The sequence below is a fragment of the Methylocapsa aurea genome (assembly GCF_000746085.1).
Taxonomy (GTDB): domain Bacteria; phylum Pseudomonadota; class Alphaproteobacteria; order Rhizobiales; family Beijerinckiaceae; genus Methylocapsa; species Methylocapsa aurea.
In genome coordinates, this window is sequence record NZ_JQKO01000005.1 from 78,286 (window position 1) to 99,074 (window position 20,789).

The window sequence follows — 20,789 nt, forward strand, 5'->3', positions numbered from 1 at the left end:
GATCCGATCGGGAGCCGACGCGAATAGGCAGGCGTAATGAATAGAAAGTTCTGGCTTCGGTCCCTTATCAGCCTCGCCGGCGCGGCCGCAGTGGCGGCCTTGATCTGGTTCGCCGGGCCGCTCCTCGCCTTGGGCGAGACCCATCCATTGGAGGAGACAGGTCCGCGGATCGCAGCCATCCTCACCCTATTCGCGCTTGTCGCGGGGGCCGGCGCCTATCGCTTCTATGAGCGGCGGACAGGCGCCGAACGCATCGCGCGCGGAATGAGCATTGATGACAGCGACGCGCCGGTGCTCGCCGAACGGATGAAAGAGGCTCTCGCAGTGCTGCGCGACGTGCGCGGCGGCAGGGCGAACTACCTCTACGACCTTCCCTGGTATGTGCTGATCGGGCCTCCCGGTTCAGGCAAGACGACGGCGCTGGTCAATTCCGGGCTGGAATTTCCGCTTGCGGGCGGCGCTCAGCCAGGCGCGATCGCCGGCGTCGGCGGCACCCGCTACTGCGACTGGTGGTTCACCGAAGACGCCGTGCTGATCGACACCGCAGGCCGCTACACGACGCAGGACTCGGACGCCAAGGCGGACCAGAAGAGCTGGCTCGCCTTCCTCGATCTTCTCAAGCGCAACCGGCCGCGTCAGCCAATCAACGGCGTCCTCGTCGCGATCAGCCTGGAGGATCTGCTCACGCTGTCGCCCGCCGAAGTGGCGGCGCATGCGGCTGCGATCCGGGCGCGCCTGCTCGAACTCCACCAGCGCCTCGGGGTCGATTTTCCCGTCTATGCGCTGTTCACCAAGGCCGATCTCGTCATCGGATTCATGGAATTCTTCAACGGCCTCGATGAAGCCGGCCGGGCTCAGGTCTGGGGCGTCACTTTTCAGACGATGGATAAGACGAAATCCATGCTCGCCGACGCGCCCGCCGAATTCGAAGCTCTCGTGGAGCGGCTGAACGAAAGCCTCGCCAGCCGGCTGGCCGAGGAAAAGGACCCGGCGAACCGGGTCCTCCTGTTCGGCTTTCCCGCACAGATGGCGGCGTTGCGGGACCAGGTCGCGACTTTCCTGAACAAGATCTTCGATCCGGCGCACTATCGGATCAACGCTGCGTTGCGCGGTTTCTATTTCACTTCCGGCACCCAACAGGGGACGCCGATCGATCAATTGCTTGGCGCCTTGGCCAAGGGCTTTGGCGCCGAGGCCGTCGGAACTCCGGCCTATTCCGGCCAGGGGAAAAGCTTTTTCCTGACCGATCTCATCAAGAAGGTGGTGATTGGCGAAGCCGGTTGGGTTTCGACCGGACGCAGCGACCGGATCGTCAAGATGGCGGCCCTCGCTTGCCTGCTGATCGCCGCGCCGCTCATCATCGGCGCTTGGTGGATGAGCTATGCCAAGAACAGCGACAAGATCGCTCAAAGCGAAGAGGCGGCCGCCAAATATGCCGCGCTCACCGCGGGACTTTCACGATCCAACACGGTCGCCGACCGCGATCTCAGCAAAGTGCTGCCGGCGCTCCATGCGCTCCGCTTTCTCCCCGATGGCTACGCCGCCGGTCGCGCCTCTCCCGCCACTTCGAGCAGTCTTGGTTTGAACCAAACCGCGCGACTGCGGTCGGCGGCGGAAACCGCCTATGGCGTCGGCCTTGAACGGCTGTTGCGGCCGCGCCTCGTCTATCGGCTGGAGGAACAGCTCGAAGCCAGCGCCGACAATCCGGCCGCGCTGTTTGAAGCGCTCAAGGTCTATCTGATGCTCGGCGGGCTCGAAACCGCCGACCGGAGACTGCTGATCAATTGGCTGGAGCGCGACTGGTCGGAAAATCTCTATCCTGGCCCGAAAAACAGCGAAGGCCGCAAGGCGCTGGAACAGCATCTCGTCGCCATGCTCGATCTCGAAAGCGGACATGGCCCCTTCGTCTCGTTGAATGGCCCTCTGGTCGAAAAGGCCCAGGCGGCGCTGGCGCGGATCAATGTCGCCGATCGCGCCTACCAATTGCTGGCGGCGCGGGCAAAGGCGAGCCTGCTTCCCGGCTGGATCGCGAGCAAATCCGGCGGCGCCGGGGCCCTGGTCGTCTTCGACGAGTCGATCGAATCGATTCAGGTTCCGTATTTCCTGACGAAATCGGGTTTCGAACAGGCTTTCGTCGAAAAGCTCCCGGGCATTGTGGACGAGATGGGGCGCGACCGCTGGGTTCTTGGCGCGGCCGGCCAGCAACCGGCGATTTCGGCGCAATATGACCGGCTGCGGCAGGACCTCGTCGACGTCTATGTCAAAGCCTTCGTCGGCGCATGGCGGGGAGCAATCGAGCGTCTGAAGCTCCGCCGCCTGACCGCTGAACGGCCATCCTATCCGCTGCTGACCGCGGCAAGTTCGGTCACCTCTCCCTTGGCCCGGATTCTTGAATCGATCCGCGACGAAACCCTGCTGACCGACATCGATGAAGGCGGCGGCGGCGACGAGTCCGCCGACCCGGAGCCCGCGAGCGACGCGGTGAAGGGCGTGTCGGGCGAGACCCCCGCGCGAATGATCGACGCGGCTTTGGCGCCCTATCATCGCCTGGTCGAAGGCCCCGCAGGACGACGGCCGATCGACCTCCTGATTTCTCAGTTGAACGAGATCCGCGGCAATTTGAGCCGCCTCGCGATGGGCGGCGCGCCCGCCGATCAACTCGCTGGGCGGATTTCCAGCGGAGTCGCCAAGCTCATGACCGACGCTTCTAGCCTGCCGCAACCTTTCGCCCGCATGATGAACGAGACCGCGGATGACGTGACCCGAGAGATCGCCGATTCGGCCGTGGCCCGGACCGTCGAAACCCTGCGCGATGCGATCGCCCTCACCTGCCAGGACCGCATCGCCAGCCGCTATCCCTTCGCCCGCGACGCCGAGCGGGATGTGAGCCTTGATGATTTTACCCGCATCTTCGGCCCAAAAGGCTTGATCGATCAATATGCGAGCGAATACGTGCTTCCCGCCGCCGACGCCTCCGGCCCGGAGTGGAAATGGCGCGACGACAGCGCGCTGGCGAAACAACTCGGTCCCAAGGCTCTGGCCGATTTCCAACGCGCGGCGGAAATCCGCGATGCTTTCTTCGCCGGCGATCCGGCCACGCCCAGCTTTTCGTTCAGCGTGACGGCGCCTGCGGTCAGCGCCGCGAAACTCGACATTGACGGAACGACCATCACCAGCCGGAGCGGCGGCTCGACCACGGTTCAATGGCCGGGGCCAGCTGAAAATCATCGCTCGGCGCTGACCTTTCGCCCCGCCGGCCGGACGCCCATCGTCATCGAGCGCAGCGGGGTCTGGTCGCTTTACCGGCTTCTCGACGCCGGCCGCTCCAACAGCGACGGAACTTTGGTGACATTTTCCCTCGGCGGCCGCGAGCTGCAATATCGCTTCAATTCCGGCCCATCCTCATCGAGCGCGGCCCTGAAGCCGCTGGTTCCGGCGCAGCTGCGACGGTTTCGCTGTCCGAACGGAGGTTGATATTTTATGCGCTGCGGCCTTTTTGGGAAACTCCCGGCGAAACGCGATTTTTTCTGCCTGGAAACGCCGCGCGCTTTCTTGCGCCTATGGGAGCCCTGGCTCGAAAAGGGCATGGCGGAGGGCCGAGCGCGCTTCGGCGCGCAGGGCTGGAAAGAGGCCTTCCTCTCCGCCCCGATCTGGCGTTTCTGGCTTGGGCCGGATCTCTGCGGCGCGGCAATGAGCGGCGCGTTCATGCCCTCGACGGATGCCTTGGGCCGACTGTTTCCGCTGACCCTGATCGGCATCGCCGGGAAGGGCGAGACGATCGTCCCGCCAGATGTAGATCCGCGCGATCCCTGGTACGAGCGGGCCGAAAATATTCTCCTCGGGGCGCTCGATCCGGGACCCTCTTGCGAACGCGCCGAGGAGGCGCTCGCCGGCCTCGGCGCGCTCGCGCGGGGGACGGAGCGCGGCAAGGCCGGCGGCGAAGAAAACCCGTCAAGACGACGGAGGGGCGAGCCTGACATTGGCGAGGGCGCCGGCGTTTTTGCCCAATTGCGTCGGGAGCTGACCGTCTGTCCGGCCGGCGCCGCGACCTTCTGGTGGACCTCGGGGGGCGCGGACTGCGAACCGCTGGCGTGGATGCAAGAACGGATGCCGGCGCCTGGCGTTTTCACGGACATGCTGACGGTCCGGGCCCCGCATCGCCCGAAAAAGGACGTTACACTTGGGATGAGCGAATGAAGAACAAGCCGCGAAAATTCGACAGCGGGGCCGCGACCGACGTCGGCAAGGTCCGGCTCGTCAACGAGGATTCCTATCTCGTCCTGCCTGAATGCGGCGTGTGGGCCGTAGCCGATGGGATGGGCGGCCATGAAGCCGGCTCCCTCGCGAGCGCCATCGTGGTCGAGTCCTTGCTGAAAATTCCCGAGCCGGCGTCGGTGACCGAACTCTTGACGCGATGCCGCGAGCGGCTCGTCAACGCCAACCAGCGCCTTCTCGAAATCGCCGATGAAATGGGCGGCATAGTCATTGGCGCAACGGTCGCGGCGTTGCTCGCCTGGGAGGGCTATTACGCTTGCGTCTGGTCGGGCGACAGCCGCATCTATCTGGTGCGCCAAGGCAAGATCCAGCAGCTGACGCACGATCATACCGAAGTCGCCGAACTCATCGCCGAAGGGGTCTTGACCCTGGAGGAGGCGCAGACCTGGCCGCGCCGCAATGTGATCACCAAGGCCGTCGGCGTCTATCACGACCTTGAACTCGAAGTCGCCCAAGGCGTTCTCGAAAAGGACGACATATTCGTCATCTGCAGCGATGGGCTGACGACCCATGTCGCGGACGCCGAGATTCTCGCCTTCGCGCGGAGCAATCCGCCGCAAGGGGCCTGCGACGCGCTCGTCGCGCTCACCGTTCAAAGAGGCGCCACTGATAATGTGACGGTGGTCGTGACCCGCTACGCGCCGCTCGGTTCGACCGTCGTATTTCCGCAATCGGCGTCCGCCATGGCGCGATCGGAGCTTTGATGAACCAGGCCGCCACGTTCGGATCGACGCGGCCGATCATTCCGGCCGGAACGCAGCTCAACGGCATTTATGAGATCGACGAGCCGATCGCCGCCGGAGGCATGGGCGAAATCTACAAAGGCCATGCGATCCAGACCGGCGATCTTGTCGCGATCAAGCTGATCCGCTCGGACCTCGCCGAAGCCGAAGCCGCCTTCGCCTTGTTCCGGAAAGAGGCGTCGGCGCTGCACAATCTCTATCATGAGGCAATTGTCCGCTATTACGTCTTCACGATCGACCCGGTGCTGGAGCGTCCCTATCTGGCGATGGAATTCGTCGACGGATTGTCGCTTTCGGCGATGTTGCGCGGCGGTCCGCTCGCCTTCGAGGCGGTGCACCGGCTGATGCAGCGCATCGCCTCCGGGCTTCAGGCCGCGCATGAGCGCGGAATCATCCACCGCGACGTCTCGCCCGACAATATTATCATCCCGCAAGGCGACATGGCGCGGGCCAAGATCATCGACTTCGGCATCGCGCGTTCGACCCGGCTCGACGACGAGGGAACCGTCATCGGCAGCGGCTTTGCCGGCAAATATAATTATGTCTCGCCCGAGCAACTCGGCCTTTTCGGCGGAGAGGTCACCCCGAAATCCGACATCTACAGCCTCGGGCTCGTTCTCGCCGAGGCGCTGCGCAATGGCCCGATCGACATGGGCGGCAATCATGTCGACGTCATCGAGAAACGGCGCGTCGTTCCCGACGTCGGGCCAATCGACCCGCGCCTGCGCCCGCTCATCGAGCGCATGTTGCAGCCAAATCCGGACGATCGGCCGCAATCCATGGCCGAGGTCGTGGCCTGGAATGTCGATGCGGCGCCAGCGCTTCGATCACGGACGCCGACCAAGACCCGGCAGATTTCAACCTCGAAACCCGCCCGTCCGGGCAGCGCTATCGGCCGGACGCCGGCGATCCTGATCGGCGCCGTATTCCTCTCCCTCGCCGCTGCGGCGCCCGGCCTCTATATATTTCTCCGGCCCGCGCCTTCCGCCGTTCCGCCGCCGCCCGATTTGCAGGCGGAGGCCTCCCCTGCGTTGACCGATGAGCGCAAGCCGAGGCAACAGGCCTCCAATCTCGCGCAGGATTCCGATTTGACGAAGGACTCCCCTTCGGCAAGAGAGCCGGCTGCGGTGAAGCCCGGACTGGCCCCGATGAATCTGGCCAAACTCGACCTTGATCAACCCTCAAATTCCGAGGCGCAGGAACGCGCCGATAGCGACCCGGTCAAACGCGGGATCATCGACGCCATCGCTTCCTCCATCAAACAATATGACGGCGGCGACTGCTTCTTCGCCAAGCCCATTTCCATAACTGAAGGCGCCGCGACGATCGAAGGCTTCGGAGCTTCGACGGTCGCTTTCCGAGGCCTTGATGAAGCCTTTCGCCGCGCCAATGGCTTCGAGGCGGATATTGGGGTGCGCCCAGTCAATCCGGGGCAATGCCCGGCGATCGCTTTCCTCGGCCGGCTGCGCAACGACGACGCCCGTCCCTTGAAGCTCGACCTTGCGGCCGCCTCGCTAAAGGTCGGCCAATCTCTCGCCGGCACGGTTTCGGGCCTCGACGGACGCCAGGCCGACGTCCTTGTCGTCACCGATGACGGCCTCGTCCGCACCCTTCCCCTGACCCGGATCGGCGCGCATGACGACGCCGCATCCTTCGCATTGCGCACAGGCGCCGAACTCGGCAATGGCAAGCTCCAGCTCGTCCTCGCGGTGGCGAGCCGCAAGGCCTTGACGAGCCTGCGCGGCGGCCAGCCTACGCAGGCCAGCAAGGCTTTTCCGCAGGCGCTGGCGGAGGCCGAACGAACCAACCAAAGCCTCGCCGCCGCGGCGCGCTCGTTCAAAGTCGAGAAATGATCCTATCCAAAAAGTCTGCAACTTTTCGGGGTCATACTTCTCTGCGGACGCATGATCCTATCCAAAAAGTCTGCAACTTTTCGGGGTCATACTTTAGCCTGACCGGAATGAACCTTTATACGTTTCGCGCAGGGCGTTCTTCTGCACCTTGCCCATCGCATTGCGCGGCAATTCCTCAACGAAGATCACGCGCTTCGGCAATTTGAACTTGGCGAGGCGATTCTCAAGGGCGCTCCGCACGCCGGCCTCGTCGAGACCTGAGCCGGGCGTCCGAACGACAATCGCGGCGATCCCTTCACCGAAATCCTCATGCGGCAGCCCGACGACGGCGCTTTCGACCACCCCGGCGATTGCGTCGATCTCGGCCTCCACCTCCTTCGGATAGACGTTGAAGCCGCCGGTGATGATCAGATCCTTGGCCCGCCCGATAATGTGCACATAGCCATTGGCGTCGATCTTGCCGAGGTCGCCGGTGATGAAAAAGCCGTCGGCGCGAAACTCCGCCGCCGTCTTCTCGGGGTTGCGCCAATAGCCCTTGAACACATTCGGCCCCTTGACCTCGATGACGCCGATCTTGTCGCGCCCGAGATCCGCGCCGGTCTCCGGATCGGCGATCCGCACCGCGACGCCCGGCAATGGCGGTCCGACGGTTCCGGCGATGCGCTCTCCATCATAGGGGTTCGACGCAATCATATTGGTTTCCGTCATGCCATAGCGCTCGAGAATGGCGTGCCCGGTCCGCTCAACCCATTCCCGATGGGTTTCCGCCAGCAAGGGCGCGGAGCCGGAGATGAAAAGCCGCATATGCGCGCTCGCCCGCCGCAACACATCCGGACGGCGCAAAAGCCTCGTGTAGAAAGTCGGGACGCCCATCATCGCACTCGCCTGCGGCATCAGCGCCAGGCATTCATCCGCGTCGAACCTCGCCAGAAAGAGGATCCGTCCGGCGCTAAACAGAATTGTATTGATGGCGACGAAAAGCCCATGCGTGTGATAAATTGGAAGCGCATGCAATAAGACGTCGGCGGGGGTAAACCGCCAGGCCTCGACAAGCGTCGCCGCATTCGAAGCAAGATTGGCGTGCGTGAGCATCGCGCCTTTCGAACGCCCCGTCGTCCCCGAAGTGTACAGAATGGCGGCCAGATCGTCCGGTCCGCGCGCCGCGTCGGAAAAATCTCCTGATTGGGTCGCGCACAAGTCCGCGAAGGAGCCGCGTCCGTCAGCGCCAAGCGTTTCGAGCAATGGCGCGCCTGCTTTCGCGACCAGCGAGGCCAGTTCGCCGCGCCGATCCGGATCGCAAATGACGACCGCAGGCTCGGCGTCGCTTAGAAAATAAGCAATCTCCGCCAAGGTATAGGCGGGGTTGAGCGGCAGAAAGATGGCGCCGGCCCGAACCGCGCCGAGATAGAGCATGACGGCGGCCGCCGATTTTTCGACCTGCGCCGCGACGCGATCGCCAGGCTTCACTCCGAGCGCGCTCAGCGCGGCGGCGGAGCGGGCGGACGCCGCGACTGCGTCGCCATAGCTGAAATCCGGGCCGCCTGGAGTCTGGAGGAAGATGCGATCGTCCGGCGGCCCAATCCGGTCGCGGATCATTTGAAACAGATAATTTGGCATTGGTTTTTTCCCCAATAGCAATCCCAATGCGGGCGTTTCGCGCTTATATCAAGCGCCGAGCCTTCGCGCCCCTGAGCGCCTGACAGACAAAGGCATGGTTCTTGCTCATGAATCTCGCCGATGTTGCGTTGCACTGACGCTTCGCCGCTATCGGCTCGTTTGCGGGGCGCAGCGGGGGGTGCTCGAATTGTTCCCGGCGGGCTGCGGACTTCGACAATTCTTGTCGTAAGGAAGTAGATTTGAATGCGTATAAGCTAGAATGGCCAGCTTTGCTTTTCTAGAACGATTGTAATCTTCTTTGCTGCGCTTGCGTCATAGCGAAGGATCAGTTAGACTTTCTTTTGTCGATGCGTCACAGGTATTTGGTGCCTCCATGATCGTCTGCTCTTGCAATGTTCTCACAGACTCAAAAATAAGAGGCATGCTTAGCAGCGACGCTTGTCCGCGAACCCCTGGCGCAATCTACAAATGTCTTGGCTGTAGCCGAAATTGCGGGCGTTGCGCCGCCACGCTCAAGACAATCATTAACGAGGCTCTGGCGAAGGCCGACGTTGGGAGCGGATCCTGCGACGCCGCCGCTTGCGAGACCAGTCTCGCCTTGGTCGAGTAATCCCGAAGCCAATCCTGGCTAAGAGAACGGCTCGGATTCGAGAAGTTGGAGCGTGATGCAATCCGCGCCAAAGCCAATCGCGCGATAGGTTTTTTGGCGGTCGCTCCGCGTCCTCATGGTCGGTTTAGAAGTTGCGCGGCTGCGGATTCTTCCGGAGGCCTCCGCAACTTTTTCGCGTGAAATCCCTTTCCAGATTAGAAAATATGATAAAACAAAAATCATCTGGCAGATTCTAAGGGAGCCCGCAAAAATGAGAGGCGACGACCGTGTCCTCGACTATCTCAATCGCAGCCTGCGCAGCGAATTGACGTCGATCAACCAATATTGGCTGCATTTTCGTATTCTTGATAATTGGGGGTTCAAGGATCTCGCTAAGAAATGGCGCGAAGAATCGATCGAGGAAATGCAACATGCGGATCGCGTGATTGCCCGCATCCTTTTCCTGGAAGGATTTCCAAACCTGCAGGTCCTCGACCCCTTGCTGATCGGCCAAACGATCGAGGAAATTATCTCTTGCGATCTCACCGCTGAACTTACCGCCCGCGCACTTTATACAGAGGCCGCTGAATATTGTGTTTCGGCCCATGACCTTGTGACGAAAGAATTATATGACGATCTTTTGATCGCCGAGGAAAAACACATCGATTTCTTGGAAACACAGCAGGAACTGATCCGGCAGCTCGGCGTCCAGCTTTACAGTCAGAAACATATCGGGAAGCTCGAGGGCGACAGCTGAACACGTCCAAAAGTTGCAGACTTTTTGGATTAGGCCAGGGAGCGATTTTCGTAGCCAGAGCCGTTTCTTTTCGATCGGATAATTTCATCTGATCGAAAAGCCGTAGAGCACGACCCAAAAAGTCGCAGGCTTTTCTGTCCCGCAAAACAACGAAATAGCATGATCGCTTCAGCTTGAGACGATCATGCTGGAGCGCTTTCCGATCCGATGGACTCATCTGATCGAAAAAGAATCGCTCAGATTCAATAAGTTAGAGCATGTTCTTATGAGACATCGGATATATCCGATGTCTCATAAGAACATGCTCTAGGGATCGATCCCAATCGTCTTGTCTCTCGTCCGTTTCGACGCGCCCTCCCTGATCCTTCAGCCTTTGCAATGCTTGCGCGCCGCCGCAATCAGCCCCGCGGTGGAGCGGTCACATTCCTCCGTTGAGCGGTTTGGATCGGCGACAATGGGGGCAAGCTTGCCCGCAAGCTCCTTGCCGAGTTCGACGCCCCATTGATCGAAGGAATTGATGTTCCAGATCACTCCTTGCACGAACACCTTGTGTTCATAGAGGGCAATCAACTGACCGAGCACACGCGGCGACAGTCTCTTGTAGAGAAATGTGCTCGATGGACGGTTTCCTTCAAAAACCTTATGCGGGGCCAGCGCCTCGATCGCCTCCGCACTGAGGTTCTCCGCTCGCAATCGCGCAACGACCTCTTCGATCGTACGGCCCTGCATCAAGGCCTGGCTCTGCGCCAGGCAATTGGCGAACAGCAATTGATGGTGCTTCGCGTCGGCGCCGGAGGGCTGCGCCGCGATTAGAAAGTCCACCGGCACAATTTCCGTTCCCTGATGCAGGAGCTGGAAGAAGGCGTGCTGACAATTTGTGCCCGGCTCCCCGAAAATGACCGGCGCCGTCGCACATCTGACCGGCGCGCCGGAAAGATCCACCGACTTGCCGTTCGACTCCATTTCAAGCTGCTGGAGATAGGCCGGGAAGCGCGCCATCCGCTCGTCGTAGGGGATGACCGCATGTGTCGCGAAGCCCCAGAAGTTTCGGTACCAGACGCCAAAAAGCGCCATCAGGACCGGGACATTGCGCTCGAGCGGGGCCGTCGTGAAATGGGCGTCGATATCCTGCCCGCCGAGAAGGAACTTGTCGAATTTCTCCGCGCCGATCCCAATCGCCAGCGAAAGCCCGATCGACGACCAGATCGAATAGCGGCCGCCAACCCAATCCCAGAAGCCAAAGACTCGGTCGCTTCTGATGCCGAAGGCGGCGATCTTGTCGAGATGCGTCGAGACCGCGCAAAATTGATCGGCGACGGCCGCCTCGCCAAGCGCTTGCGCGACGATGGCGCGGGCGGTGGCGGCATTGGTCATCGTCTCGAGCGTCGTGAAGGTCTTCGAGCAGATGATGAAAAGCGTCGTTGCGAGCGGCAGTCGCTTCAAGGTGTCGCCGAAATCGGCGCCATCGACATTGGCCACGAAATGCAAGGTCAGGTGGTCGGCAATAAAAGGCGTCAGCGCCCGCGCCGCCATCGCCGGGCCGAGATCAGAGCCGCCAATGCCGAAATTCACGACATCGGTGAAACGCTCCCCGCTCGCGGATGTGATTTCGCCATTGCGCACCGCCTCGGCGAAAGCCTCCATTTTACGGCGTTCGTCGAGAACCGCCGGCATCACGTCGCGGCCGGCGGCGAACATCGGCTCGCCGGTCAGATTGCGCAAGGCCATGTGCATCGCCGGACGGTGTTCGGTCGTATTGACCGGCTCGCCGGCAAAAAGCGCGCGCCGGCGCCCCTCGACGTCCGCGGCCCGCGCGAGATCGAGCAGAAGCGCGAGCGTCGTTTCGTTCAGCCGGTGTTTCGAGAAATCGAAGAGGATATCGTCGAGCTTGACGTGGAAGCGTTCAAACCGTTGCGGATCGGCGGTAAACAGGTCCGCAATTCGTTGCGAGCCAATATCCCGCCGATGCGTTTCGAGCGCGGCCAGCGCCTGCGCGACTTCACCACGAGCCATGCGATACTCCGAGAAAGAACCGAATGGCGCAAGTTAGCCGTTTCGACGCGGCGGGACAAAGGATTCAACGCGGCGCCAACCTTGCCGCGCAACCATCTTTCCGCCAATTCCGCCTAGACGTTAACGCTCCGGCCGTCGCTTGACGAGTCCCGGCTTCAAGCTGGGACTCGATTTCTTCAACCTGACGCTCAGACGCGTCGGAGACCGCAGGCCAAGGGCTTGCGGCTCTCTCGCCGTCACGGATTGTAGGCGCGCTCGCCGTGAGAGGTGACGTCGAGGCCTTCAAGTTCGGCATCCTTCTTGACCCTCAGGCCGATGAAGATGTCGACAAATTTGTAAAGGATCGCCGAGCCGAGGCCCGACCACAAAAGCGTGAAAGCGACGACCTTCAGCTGGATCAGCACTTGCGCCTGCATGTCGTAAGCGCCAGCCGCGGCCGAGCCTGGATTGATCGTGTAGTCGGTGAGGCCGACGCCGCCAAGATAGGGCGCAACGACAATGCCGGTGCCGATCGCCCCGACGATTCCGCCGATGCAATGGACGCCGAACACATCGAGGCTGTCGTCATAGCCGACCCACTTCTTCACGTAGCTGACGAAGAAGAAGCAAATCGACCCAGCGACCAGCCCCAGAACGATCGCCCCCATCGGGCCCGCATAGCCCGATGCGGGGGTGATGGCGACAAGGCCCGCGACCGCGCCCGAGATCATCCCAAGCAGCGAGGGCTTGCCCTTGGCGGCCCATTCGACCAACATCCAGCTGAGGGTCGCCGCGGAAGTCGCGACGAAGGTGTTGACGAAGGCGAGCGCCGTCGTTCCATTCGCCTCGAGGTTGGAGCCGGCGTTGAAGCCGAACCAGCCAAACCACAAGAGCGAGGCGCCGACCATCGACAAGGTGACCGAGTGCGGCGGCTCGATGTCGCGCGGATAGCCAACTCTCTTGCCGATGATCAAGGCTCCGACCAGGCCGGCGATGCCGGCATTGATGTGAACCACGGTGCCGCCCGCGAAATCGAGCGCGCCCAATTTGTAGAAATAGCCGGCATTGGCCTGGATGGCGTCGAGCGCGGCCTGCGCCTCCGCCTTGGCGGCTTCGCCTTGAGCATCGGCGAGCGCTTTCGCGGCATTGCCGATCGCGTCGGGGCCGGCCCAGTACCACACAGCATGGGCGATCGGGAAATAGATGAAGGTGACCCAAAGCAGGATGAAGAACAGCAACGCCGAGAACCGGATGCGCTCGGCGAAGGCGCCGACGATCAAGGCGGGCGTGATGCAGGCGAAGGTCATTTGAAACGCCATATAGACGTATTCGGGAATGACGACGCCGTTGGAAAAGGTCGCCGACGTCGATTCAACGGTCAGCCCCTTCAGAAAAACTCGGTCGAAGCCGCCAACGAAATTGTTCCATTGGATGCCTTGGAGGAAGGCCAGCGGCCCATCGGCGCCTTCGGTGTAGGGCAGCGCGACATGGCTGCCCTCGGTGAACGCCAGCGAATATCCATAAAGAACCCAAACGATCGACACGAGCGCGACGATCATGAAAACCTGAGAAAGCACCGACGCCATGTTCTTGGCGCGCACCAGACCGCCATAAAAGAGGGCGAGGCCCGGGATCGACATCAGAAGGACGAAAGCGGTGGAGACCAGCATCCACGCGGTGTCGCCCTTATTGGGGACAGGGGCCGCCGCGGCGGGCTCGGCATAGGCTGCGGCAGCGGCGGCGCACGCCAGAACAAGTCCCAGGCCGATTGCCCGCAACGCGGTCGGTGGAGGAAAGGCGATTTTCATTGCAAACTCCTGCGGATCTTGAAAAAGCGGGTCTAAAGGGCATCGAGATCGCGTTCGCCGGTGCGTATCCGAACGGCCTGGTCGAGCGCGCTGACGAAAATCTTGCCGTCGCCTATTTGGCCCGTCCTCGCCGCCGCGGTGATGGCTTCAATCGTCTGATTGACAAGTTCCGGAGCTACGGCGACTTCAACTTTCAGCTTGGGCAGAAAACTGACGGCATATTCCGCGCCGCGATAGATTTCGGTATGGCCTTTCTGGCGGCCATATCCTTTAACCTCGGTCACTGTCATCCCATGCACGCCAAGGTTCGTCAGCGCGTCACGGACCTCGTCCAACTTGAACGGCTTAATAATCGCAGTAACGATTTTCATGTCGGTTTTCCTGGTTGCGTCTACCCGAGACCCGTCTAACTGTCCGTGAACCGGCTCGCCCGCCGAAGAGCAGAACCCGCAAGACGGCGGCCGTGCTCGAGGTCTTTGCTAGCAAGCGGCGGGCCTTCTAGCAATCGACCGCGCTCAATTTCCGGTAAATACCGCTCTTTGTGATGTTGGTGCTTTTTGATGCGGCGCTCGCTCCAAACGCCGCGCAATCGAGCGACCGCGTCCCCGCGGCGCGACGCGCTGGAGACAAGCGGCGAAACAGACTGAAGTCAACAACCTTCCTACGTGCGGGCTGTTCGATCCGACGCGAACGACGCGAAGCCGCGCCTTGCCGACTAAGTTTATAAAGCCATGCCCGCCAGATCGCATTGGTCGCTTGGCGCATGGTCGAATCGGCGCAAAATTAGGCCGCGGCCGCGCCGAATGTGGCGCGGAGCGCAAACCGCCTTTCAATTGCGCTGAAGTGGCGAATATTCGAATACTGGCTATTCTTATAACTCTATTCATTGGAGCCTGTTCCAGCCGAAACCAACAGTTCGCTGGGTTTATAAGCGCGCGCCCTTAACCGGCATTGAATTCGACTAAGCCTGCTTGCTTCAAAGCGCATGATTTCGGCGCCTTCGCCTTGACCGGCGATCGCGTTCAACGCTTGGAGGGCTCGCGGGGATCAGGTTCGATGCGCTTTGGGACGGATCAACCCTTCCTGCATGACCGAGGCGACAAGGCTCCCGTCATGGGAAAATAGCAGACCCCGCGTCAAACCGCGCGCGCCAAAGGAATTGGGGCTGTCCTGAGCATAAAGGAGCCATTCGTCGGCGCGGAACGGTCGGTGGAACCACAACGCGTGATCGAGGCTCGCGATCTGGAGTTCGGCATCGAATACAAAATGGCCGTGCGCGATGAGCGCCGTATCGAGAAGCGTCATGTCGGAGAGATAGGCGAGGACCGCGCGATGGATTCCCGGATCGTCCGGGAGAGGGCCGGTCGCGCGGAGCCAGACGCATTGTTTGGGCGCGCCGGCCGCGTGCCGGACATAGCGCGACAGATCGACGGGCCGCGCCTCGATCGGTCGGTCGCTGGCGAACCAGCGGCGGATCGGAGCCGGCATGAGATCGCCGAAGCGCGCGACCATCTCGGTCTCGCTCGGCAAGGTTTCGGGCTTTGGAACGTCCGGCATCGCCACCGCATGTTCAAGACCCTCCTCCTCGATTTGAAACGAGGCGGACAGCGAGAAAATGGCCCGGCCATGCTGAATTGCGTTGCAGCGCCGCGTCGTGAAGCTCTTCCCGTCGCGGAGGCGATCGACCTCGTAGACAATCGGCGCCGCGGGATCGCCAGGCAAGAGAAAATAGCCGTGCAGCGAATGCGGCGCCCGGCCTTCGACGGTGCGGGCGGAAGCCACGAGGGCTTGCGCGACAACGAGGCCGCCGAAGACGCGCTGCCAGCCGACCTGCGGGCTGCGGCCGCGAAAAATATTTTCCTCGATTCGCTCAAGGTCGAGAATGGTCAGGAGTTCGGCGACGGCGTGGGACATGGCGCGGCGGGGTTCCTTTTGCGAAGCCTTGACGTGAGCGCGGCAAAGCTTCTCGTCAACCCCGAATACAGTCAAATCGAACGCCTCCGCCGCAAGCGTCAACGAACCGACGCTGATGAAACGCCAATTCGCGAAACTCTTTGTTCGCGATCACGACAAATTGCTAAAAAAGTGCTTAATTGCTTGATCGGGCAGCGTCGGCGGTTGCTTTGAAGCCTCAAATTAGCCGGAAGCGCATTGCAGCATAAGTCTCCACGGCGGCCAGCATCGCGGCGTCGCGCCCTTGCCTTCGCCGAGGAAAAAAGCGCGATTGTTTGAACGGAAGCGATCCAAGCTTCAAGATCGTTCAGTTCGCGCGAGCAGTTCCGTCCTTGTCGAAGGAGAGCGGATTGGCCATGAATACTTACCGCGTTTCGGTGTTGCGCGACGTTTCCGACCCCTTGGAATGTCAGGTGACGGTCGTGCGCGAAGGCCACGGGACCGCGTTGCGTCTTGACGCTCTCTCGGTCAACCATGCGCGGAAGGTCGCCTCCGATCTCGTCCAGCTTCTTCGCGCGACCTCGCCCGGGGACGCCATCGTTCTCGACACTTATGTCGAAGGGAAGCCGGATGACCACGGACGTTTCATGACCTTGCTCGCCACGCTCGCAAGCGAGCCGCAGCCTGGCGATCGCGACAGCCAGGCCTGAGCAGCTTTCTGTAGGTCGAAGGCCGAGCTTGGACCAAGCCGTCGAATTGCAGCCGCCCTATCGGGCGACCCGATCGGCAAGCTGGACATGGGCCTCGGAAAGATGATCAAACTGGCGTCGATAGGTCCCAAGCCCCATCGTTTCTGAACGAAGCTTTATGATGAAGTCGTGGAGTTCGGCGGCCGGCGCCAGCGCCTCGATATCATCCCAGCCGGGCCAGCCGGGTTTTTCCGCATAGCCCAGGATCTGACCGCGGCGGCCGGTCAGCAGGCGCTGCGTCGCCGCGGTGAACATGTTGGGCGCGCTCGCCGTGACATGATCGATCGGTTCGAGCAGGACCGGCTCAGCCCTGGCGAGGCCCTCGGCGATCGCCATCCGAGTCGCGCTCTTGAACGCCATATCGGAGCTGTCCACCGCGTGGAAGCTCCCATCGACCAGGGTGACGCCGATATCGACCACCGGATAGCCGAACGGACCCTTCTGCATCGCCTCTTCGGCGGCGTCGCGGACCGCCGGGATATATTGTTTCGGCACGGCCCCGCCGACGATGCGATCCGTAAATAGGAAGCCCTCGCCCCGGCCGCGCGGCGCGATCTCCAGCTTGATGTCGGCGAATTGCCCGTGGCCGCCGGTCTGCCGCTTGAGCCGCGAATGCTGGGAGACCGCCCTCTTGATCGTTTCCTTATAAGCAATCTTCGGCGGACTGACGGTGATCTGGATATTATAGACGGCGGCCAGCCGTTCGAGCGCCACGGTAAGATGGATCTCGCCTTGCCCCTTGAGGAGCGCATCGCCGGTCTCTGCATCGTGCTCGACGCTGAGCGAGGGATCTTCCTCGACGAGCTTATGCAGGGCGGCCGAGAGCTTGACGTCGTCCTTTCGATCTTTGGTCGCTATGGCGAGCGCGAAGACGGGCGGCGGCGGTTCGGGAAAGGGCAGCGTCTGCGCCCCTTTGTCGGGGGCGAGGACCGCTCCCGTCGCGACGCCTTCGAGCCGCCCGAGCGCAACCAGATCGCCGGCCTCGGCTTCCGCCGCCCGGACCTGCTCCGCGCCGACAAAGCGGATGATTCCGCCAATGCGCACGCCGTCCAGACTCGCGCCGTCGCGCAACGCGCCGCGCCAGATGCGGCCATAGGAGAGCTTCCCCGCCTGGACGGTCTTGAAGACCTGAACCAGCGGCTGATCTCCTGGCGCGACGCCGCGGCGTTCGGCGGTCTCATGCGCGGCGGGCGCGTCATGCCGCAAGGCCTTCCACAGGCGGGCGACGCCATATCCTTTGCTGGCCGCCCCAAGCAGGACCTCGACGATGGCGCCGCTCGCCTGATCCTTGCGCAGATGCGCGTAGAGTTCATCTTGCGTCGGCGTTATGTCCTCGAGGAGTTTTTCAAGAAGCGCGTCATCGTGGTCGGCAAGCACCTCGGTCAGTTCGGCCAGCGCCTCTTTCTCCGGCTCGCGCATATTGGCTGGAAGTTCGACCGGCTCGACGCTTTGCTTCGCGCCGTAGCGATAGGCGCGCTCGCGCACGACATCGATATAGCCAATCACCGCGTCGCCTTCGCGGATCGGGATTTGGCGCGGCAGCAGCGGATATTTGGAATGCGCCTGAAGCGCCGCAAGCATGTCGCGGACCGGGCCAGCCAGCGCGTCGATCTTGTTGACGAAGATAAAATGCGGAAGGCCAAGGTCCTCGAGGCTTCTCAGCAAGAGCGGCAGACTCGAGGCGCGCTCGGCGGCGGGTTCGCAAACGATGACGGCAAGATCGACCGCCATCAGCGCGCCCGCGGTTTCAAAGGCGAACTCGATCGACCCAGGGCAATCGAGAATCGACCATTGCTCGCCGAGGAATGTGCAGTGGCCAAGTCTCAGCTCGGTGCTCATGGCCCTGCCGCGATCGCCCGATCGCTTCGGCGGCGCGCCGGCCGCAGCCATCAAGGCGTCAAAAACAGTCGATTTGCCGCTTCCTTGGGGGCCGACGAGAGCGATTGAACGGGGCCCGGCGACGGCCTTCGAAGAAGAACTTGTCATGATGGCGCTTCCCTTCCTTCATCCCGGCCGCCGTTTGGCGCGACTCGGCAAAGGTAGAACGGCGTCACATGGGCAGAGGATCCCGGCCTATGTCGATTTGCGGCAAAGCTTCATCGATTAGATCACGATGCTTTTAGATGGAAACATCCAAAAGCATGAAACGTGATCCATTGTTGAGAAGAGAGCGGGATTTGACGCGAAAAACCGGAGTCCACTTTTTCGCATCCCGCTCTCATCAAAGAGTTAGAGCATGATGTCGTCCGAAAACCGGTTTCCACTTTTCGGCATCATGCTCTAGCCGCGCGGCGCCTCGACTCGCTCGATCGACGCACAGCATCCGAGGATGTTCAGGATCGCGAGAAGGAAGGCTGCGGCGAAATCCGGTTCGAACCTGCGCGATCAACGGGCGGACGCCTTGCCGGCGTGAAGTTTCGGCAGGACGCCCGACGCCGGTTCGACGCCAATGGCGGGCGGCGTTTACGACACTTTGCCGGTGGGGGTTAGTTTGTCGACCGCTTGCGGCAGAATCTCCGCCAATTTGGCCGAAAGCTCTTCCGGGGTAAGTCCGGCCTTCGCGGCAAGCTCTTTGATAAGATCGTGCCCGACCGCCTGCTGCACTTGGTCGGCCGCGATCGGCTGGTTGGCGCCCGTGCTGATCCAGGATTGGATGATCGGGGCGAGGCCCTTCTCTTGGAATTTCGCGACCAGTCCCTCGAGTCCGCCGTTCTTCTCGATCAGAGTGGTCGCGGCGCTGATCAACGAGGCGCCAACAGCGCCACCTAAAATGCCATCCAAAAGACCCATAAGTTCCTCCCTCATCCATTGTTGCGGAAGAGATCCAAACACAATCACCGCAATGTTCCGCAGCGCGAATGGAGTTACGCGCCTCAAAACCTTCCCCGATTGCGAAGGTCAGCCTACTCGATATAGAAGACGAAGCAACCGCAATTGGGAAAGCCCAAAGGATTTAGAAAATCCGGCGCGCATTGACATCGATCTGTCACGAAACAATGGCCGCGGCTGAGCTATACAATACGTTTCTGCGGCTGATCTCGTCTGCCCAAACGAGTTCCAAGCCGGGTCATTGCGGAATTGTCGGCGGCAGATAGGTCAGCGTGCCGGCGAGCAGCCAAAGCAGAAAGAGCACGATCGGCGCGTGGATCATCAGCTGCAGTGCGGTGAATCCTACGATGTCCCTGGCCTTGATTCCGAGCACGCCCAGCAGCGGCAGCATGAAAAACGGGTTGACTAGGTTCGGCAACGCCTCGGCCGAATTATAGACTTGAACGGCCCAGCCGAGATGGACCTTGAGCTCATTCGCCGCCTGCATCACATAGGGCGCCTCGAGGATCCATTTGCCGCCGCCCGACGGGATAAAGAAACCGAGCACGGCGGAATAGAGGCCCATGATCGCCGGAAAGCTTTCCCGCGTGCTGATGCCGGTGAACAGCTCCGCCAGCCGCAGCGCCAGCGTGTGGCCATCCTGCGCGGCGGCGCCCGTCATGATCGCCGCGACGCCGCCATAGAGCGGGAATTGAATCAGCATGCCAGCCGTCGCCGGCACCGCCTTCGTCGCCGCATCGAGGAAGTTGCGGGGACGCCAGTGCAGCAGCAGGCCCAACATCAGCAGCGCGAAATTATAGGTGTTCAGATTGGAGATCGTCAGGATCGGATTCTTGCCGGCGAATTCCTGAATCAACCAGCCAAGCCCAAGCGCGACGAGGAGGATCGTCAGGATCGGACTATATTCCAGCCATTCGCCGGGGCGCTCGCGTTTGCGCGGCGGCTCCAGTCTCGTCTTGACGTCGACGCCCATCATGGCGGCGGTCACCGCGCACGATCCGGAGGGCGCGGACCAGAATGCGACGAGCGTCGAGACGAGGATCAGGACCAGCACCATAAGGCCGGACTGCCAGAGGAAAATCGTCTCCGTGAACGGGATGACGCCGGTAATTTCCAGCAATTGTTTCGGGATGCTGGCGGCGTTGGCCTGCAATTGCGCCGCCGAGGAACTCAATCCCAGTGCCCAGGTGCAGCCAAGGCCGAGATAGGCGGCGGCGCCGGCGGCGCGATAGTCCATCTTGATCTCGGTCCGCTGCGCCATGGCGCGCACCACAAGCCCGCTGAAGATCAGGCTGAGCGCCCAGTTCAGGAGCGAGACCAGCATCGTGAGAGCCGCGATGAAGGCGATCGCGCCGCGCCCGCTCCGAGGCAAGGTCACGATCTTGTCGATCACCTTCGCCGCGGGGGGAGAACTGGCGATGACATAGCCACTGATGGCGACGATGACCTGCTGCATCGTGAAGGAGATCAGGCTCCAAAATCCATCCCCGAAGGATTTGCTGACGGCCTGGGGCGGCGCCCCGTTCAGCATCGCCGCCGCCGAGGCGACGACGACCGCGATCGCGGCGAAGACGAATGCATCAGGAAACCAGCGCGCTGACCATGCCGCGAAGCGCAACGCGATCCGCGCCAGAAATCCCTCTTCGTCCTCCCGCGCCGCCGAAGCCCCGCTGGCCCCCATGTT

14 protein-coding genes are annotated in these 20,789 nt (G+C 61.8%); 6 read left to right on the forward strand and 8 right to left on the reverse strand.

Annotated features, from left to right (window positions below; all coding sequences use genetic code 11):
• Positions 1 to 36: 36 nt before the first annotated feature.
• Genes tssM through DL86_RS04840 form a run of 4 tightly spaced genes read left to right on the forward strand, consistent with a single transcriptional unit; the run spans position 37 to position 6,871 of the window.
• The gene (tssM, locus tag DL86_RS04825) at positions 37 to 3,474 is read left to right on the forward strand and encodes a type VI secretion system membrane subunit TssM (RefSeq protein WP_036258828.1); all 3,438 of its coding nucleotides are present in this window, start codon (positions 37 to 39) and stop codon (positions 3,472 to 3,474) included.
• A gap of 6 nt (positions 3,475 to 3,480) precedes the next feature.
• A complete protein-coding gene (tagF, locus tag DL86_RS18605) occupies positions 3,481 to 4,197 on the forward strand; it encodes a type VI secretion system-associated protein TagF (protein ID WP_051952717.1) in 717 nt (238 codons plus the stop codon).
• Entirely contained in the window at positions 4,194 to 4,979 is a 786-nt protein-coding gene (locus DL86_RS04835; RefSeq protein WP_036258830.1) for a PP2C family protein-serine/threonine phosphatase, read from the forward strand. Before tagF ends, DL86_RS04835 begins: the two co-directional genes overlap by 4 nt.
• Positions 4,979 to 6,871, forward strand: coding sequence for a serine/threonine-protein kinase (locus DL86_RS04840; protein ID WP_036258833.1), 1,893 nt, complete (start codon positions 4,979 to 4,981; stop codon positions 6,869 to 6,871). The genes DL86_RS04835 and DL86_RS04840 overlap by 1 nt, the downstream gene beginning before the upstream one ends.
• A gap of 93 nt (positions 6,872 to 6,964) precedes the next feature.
• Here the strand turns inward: DL86_RS04840 and DL86_RS04845 are convergent, their stop codons facing one another.
• Positions 6,965 to 8,488, reverse strand: a complete 1,524-nt coding sequence (locus DL86_RS04845) for a malonate--CoA ligase (RefSeq protein ID WP_036258835.1) — start codon at positions 8,486 to 8,488, stop codon at positions 6,965 to 6,967.
• Between the two features lie 860 nt (positions 8,489 to 9,348).
• On the opposite strand from DL86_RS04845, the gene bfr reads away from it, so the two are divergent.
• The gene (bfr, locus tag DL86_RS04855) at positions 9,349 to 9,834 is read left to right on the forward strand and encodes a bacterioferritin (protein ID WP_036259102.1); all 486 of its coding nucleotides are present in this window, start codon (positions 9,349 to 9,351) and stop codon (positions 9,832 to 9,834) included.
• 366 nt (positions 9,835 to 10,200) lie between these two features.
• Here the strand turns inward: bfr and pgi are convergent, their stop codons facing one another.
• From pgi to tesB, 4 genes are all read right to left on the reverse strand, one after another.
• Entirely contained in the window at positions 10,201 to 11,847 is a 1,647-nt protein-coding gene (pgi, locus tag DL86_RS04860; protein ID WP_036258838.1) for a glucose-6-phosphate isomerase, read from the reverse strand.
• 236 nt (positions 11,848 to 12,083) lie between these two features.
• The gene (locus DL86_RS04865) at positions 12,084 to 13,634 is read right to left on the reverse strand and encodes an ammonium transporter (RefSeq protein ID WP_051952719.1); all 1,551 of its coding nucleotides are present in this window, start codon (positions 13,632 to 13,634) and stop codon (positions 12,084 to 12,086) included.
• 32 nt (positions 13,635 to 13,666) lie between these two features.
• On the reverse strand, positions 13,667 to 14,005 hold the full coding sequence (locus tag DL86_RS04870) for a P-II family nitrogen regulator (RefSeq protein WP_036258839.1): 339 nt from the start codon (positions 14,003 to 14,005) through the stop codon (positions 13,667 to 13,669).
• A 676-nt stretch (positions 14,006 to 14,681) separates the two neighbouring features.
• A complete protein-coding gene (tesB, locus tag DL86_RS04880; protein ID WP_036259106.1) occupies positions 14,682 to 15,548 on the reverse strand; it encodes an acyl-CoA thioesterase II in 867 nt (288 codons plus the stop codon).
• A gap of 395 nt (positions 15,549 to 15,943) precedes the next feature.
• Between tesB and DL86_RS04885 the strand changes: the two genes are divergently transcribed.
• Positions 15,944 to 16,237 carry a hypothetical protein gene (locus DL86_RS04885; RefSeq protein WP_156964478.1) on the forward strand — a complete coding sequence of 98 codons (294 nt, stop codon included), beginning with the start codon at positions 15,944 to 15,946 and terminating at the stop codon, positions 16,235 to 16,237.
• Between the two features lie 57 nt (positions 16,238 to 16,294).
• On the opposite strand, the gene DL86_RS04890 is transcribed toward DL86_RS04885, so the two are convergent.
• From DL86_RS04890 to DL86_RS04900, 3 genes are all read right to left on the reverse strand, one after another.
• Positions 16,295 to 18,262, reverse strand: a complete 1,968-nt coding sequence (locus tag DL86_RS04890) for an elongation factor G (protein WP_036258845.1) — start codon at positions 18,260 to 18,262, stop codon at positions 16,295 to 16,297.
• 477 nt (positions 18,263 to 18,739) lie between these two features.
• Positions 18,740 to 19,066, reverse strand: coding sequence for a YidB family protein (locus tag DL86_RS04895; protein ID WP_036258846.1), 327 nt, complete (start codon positions 19,064 to 19,066; stop codon positions 18,740 to 18,742).
• A gap of 277 nt (positions 19,067 to 19,343) precedes the next feature.
• Positions 19,344 to 20,786, reverse strand: coding sequence for a short-chain fatty acid transporter (locus DL86_RS04900; protein WP_036259107.1), 1,443 nt, complete (start codon positions 20,784 to 20,786; stop codon positions 19,344 to 19,346).
• Positions 20,787 to 20,789: the final 3 nt, after the last annotated feature.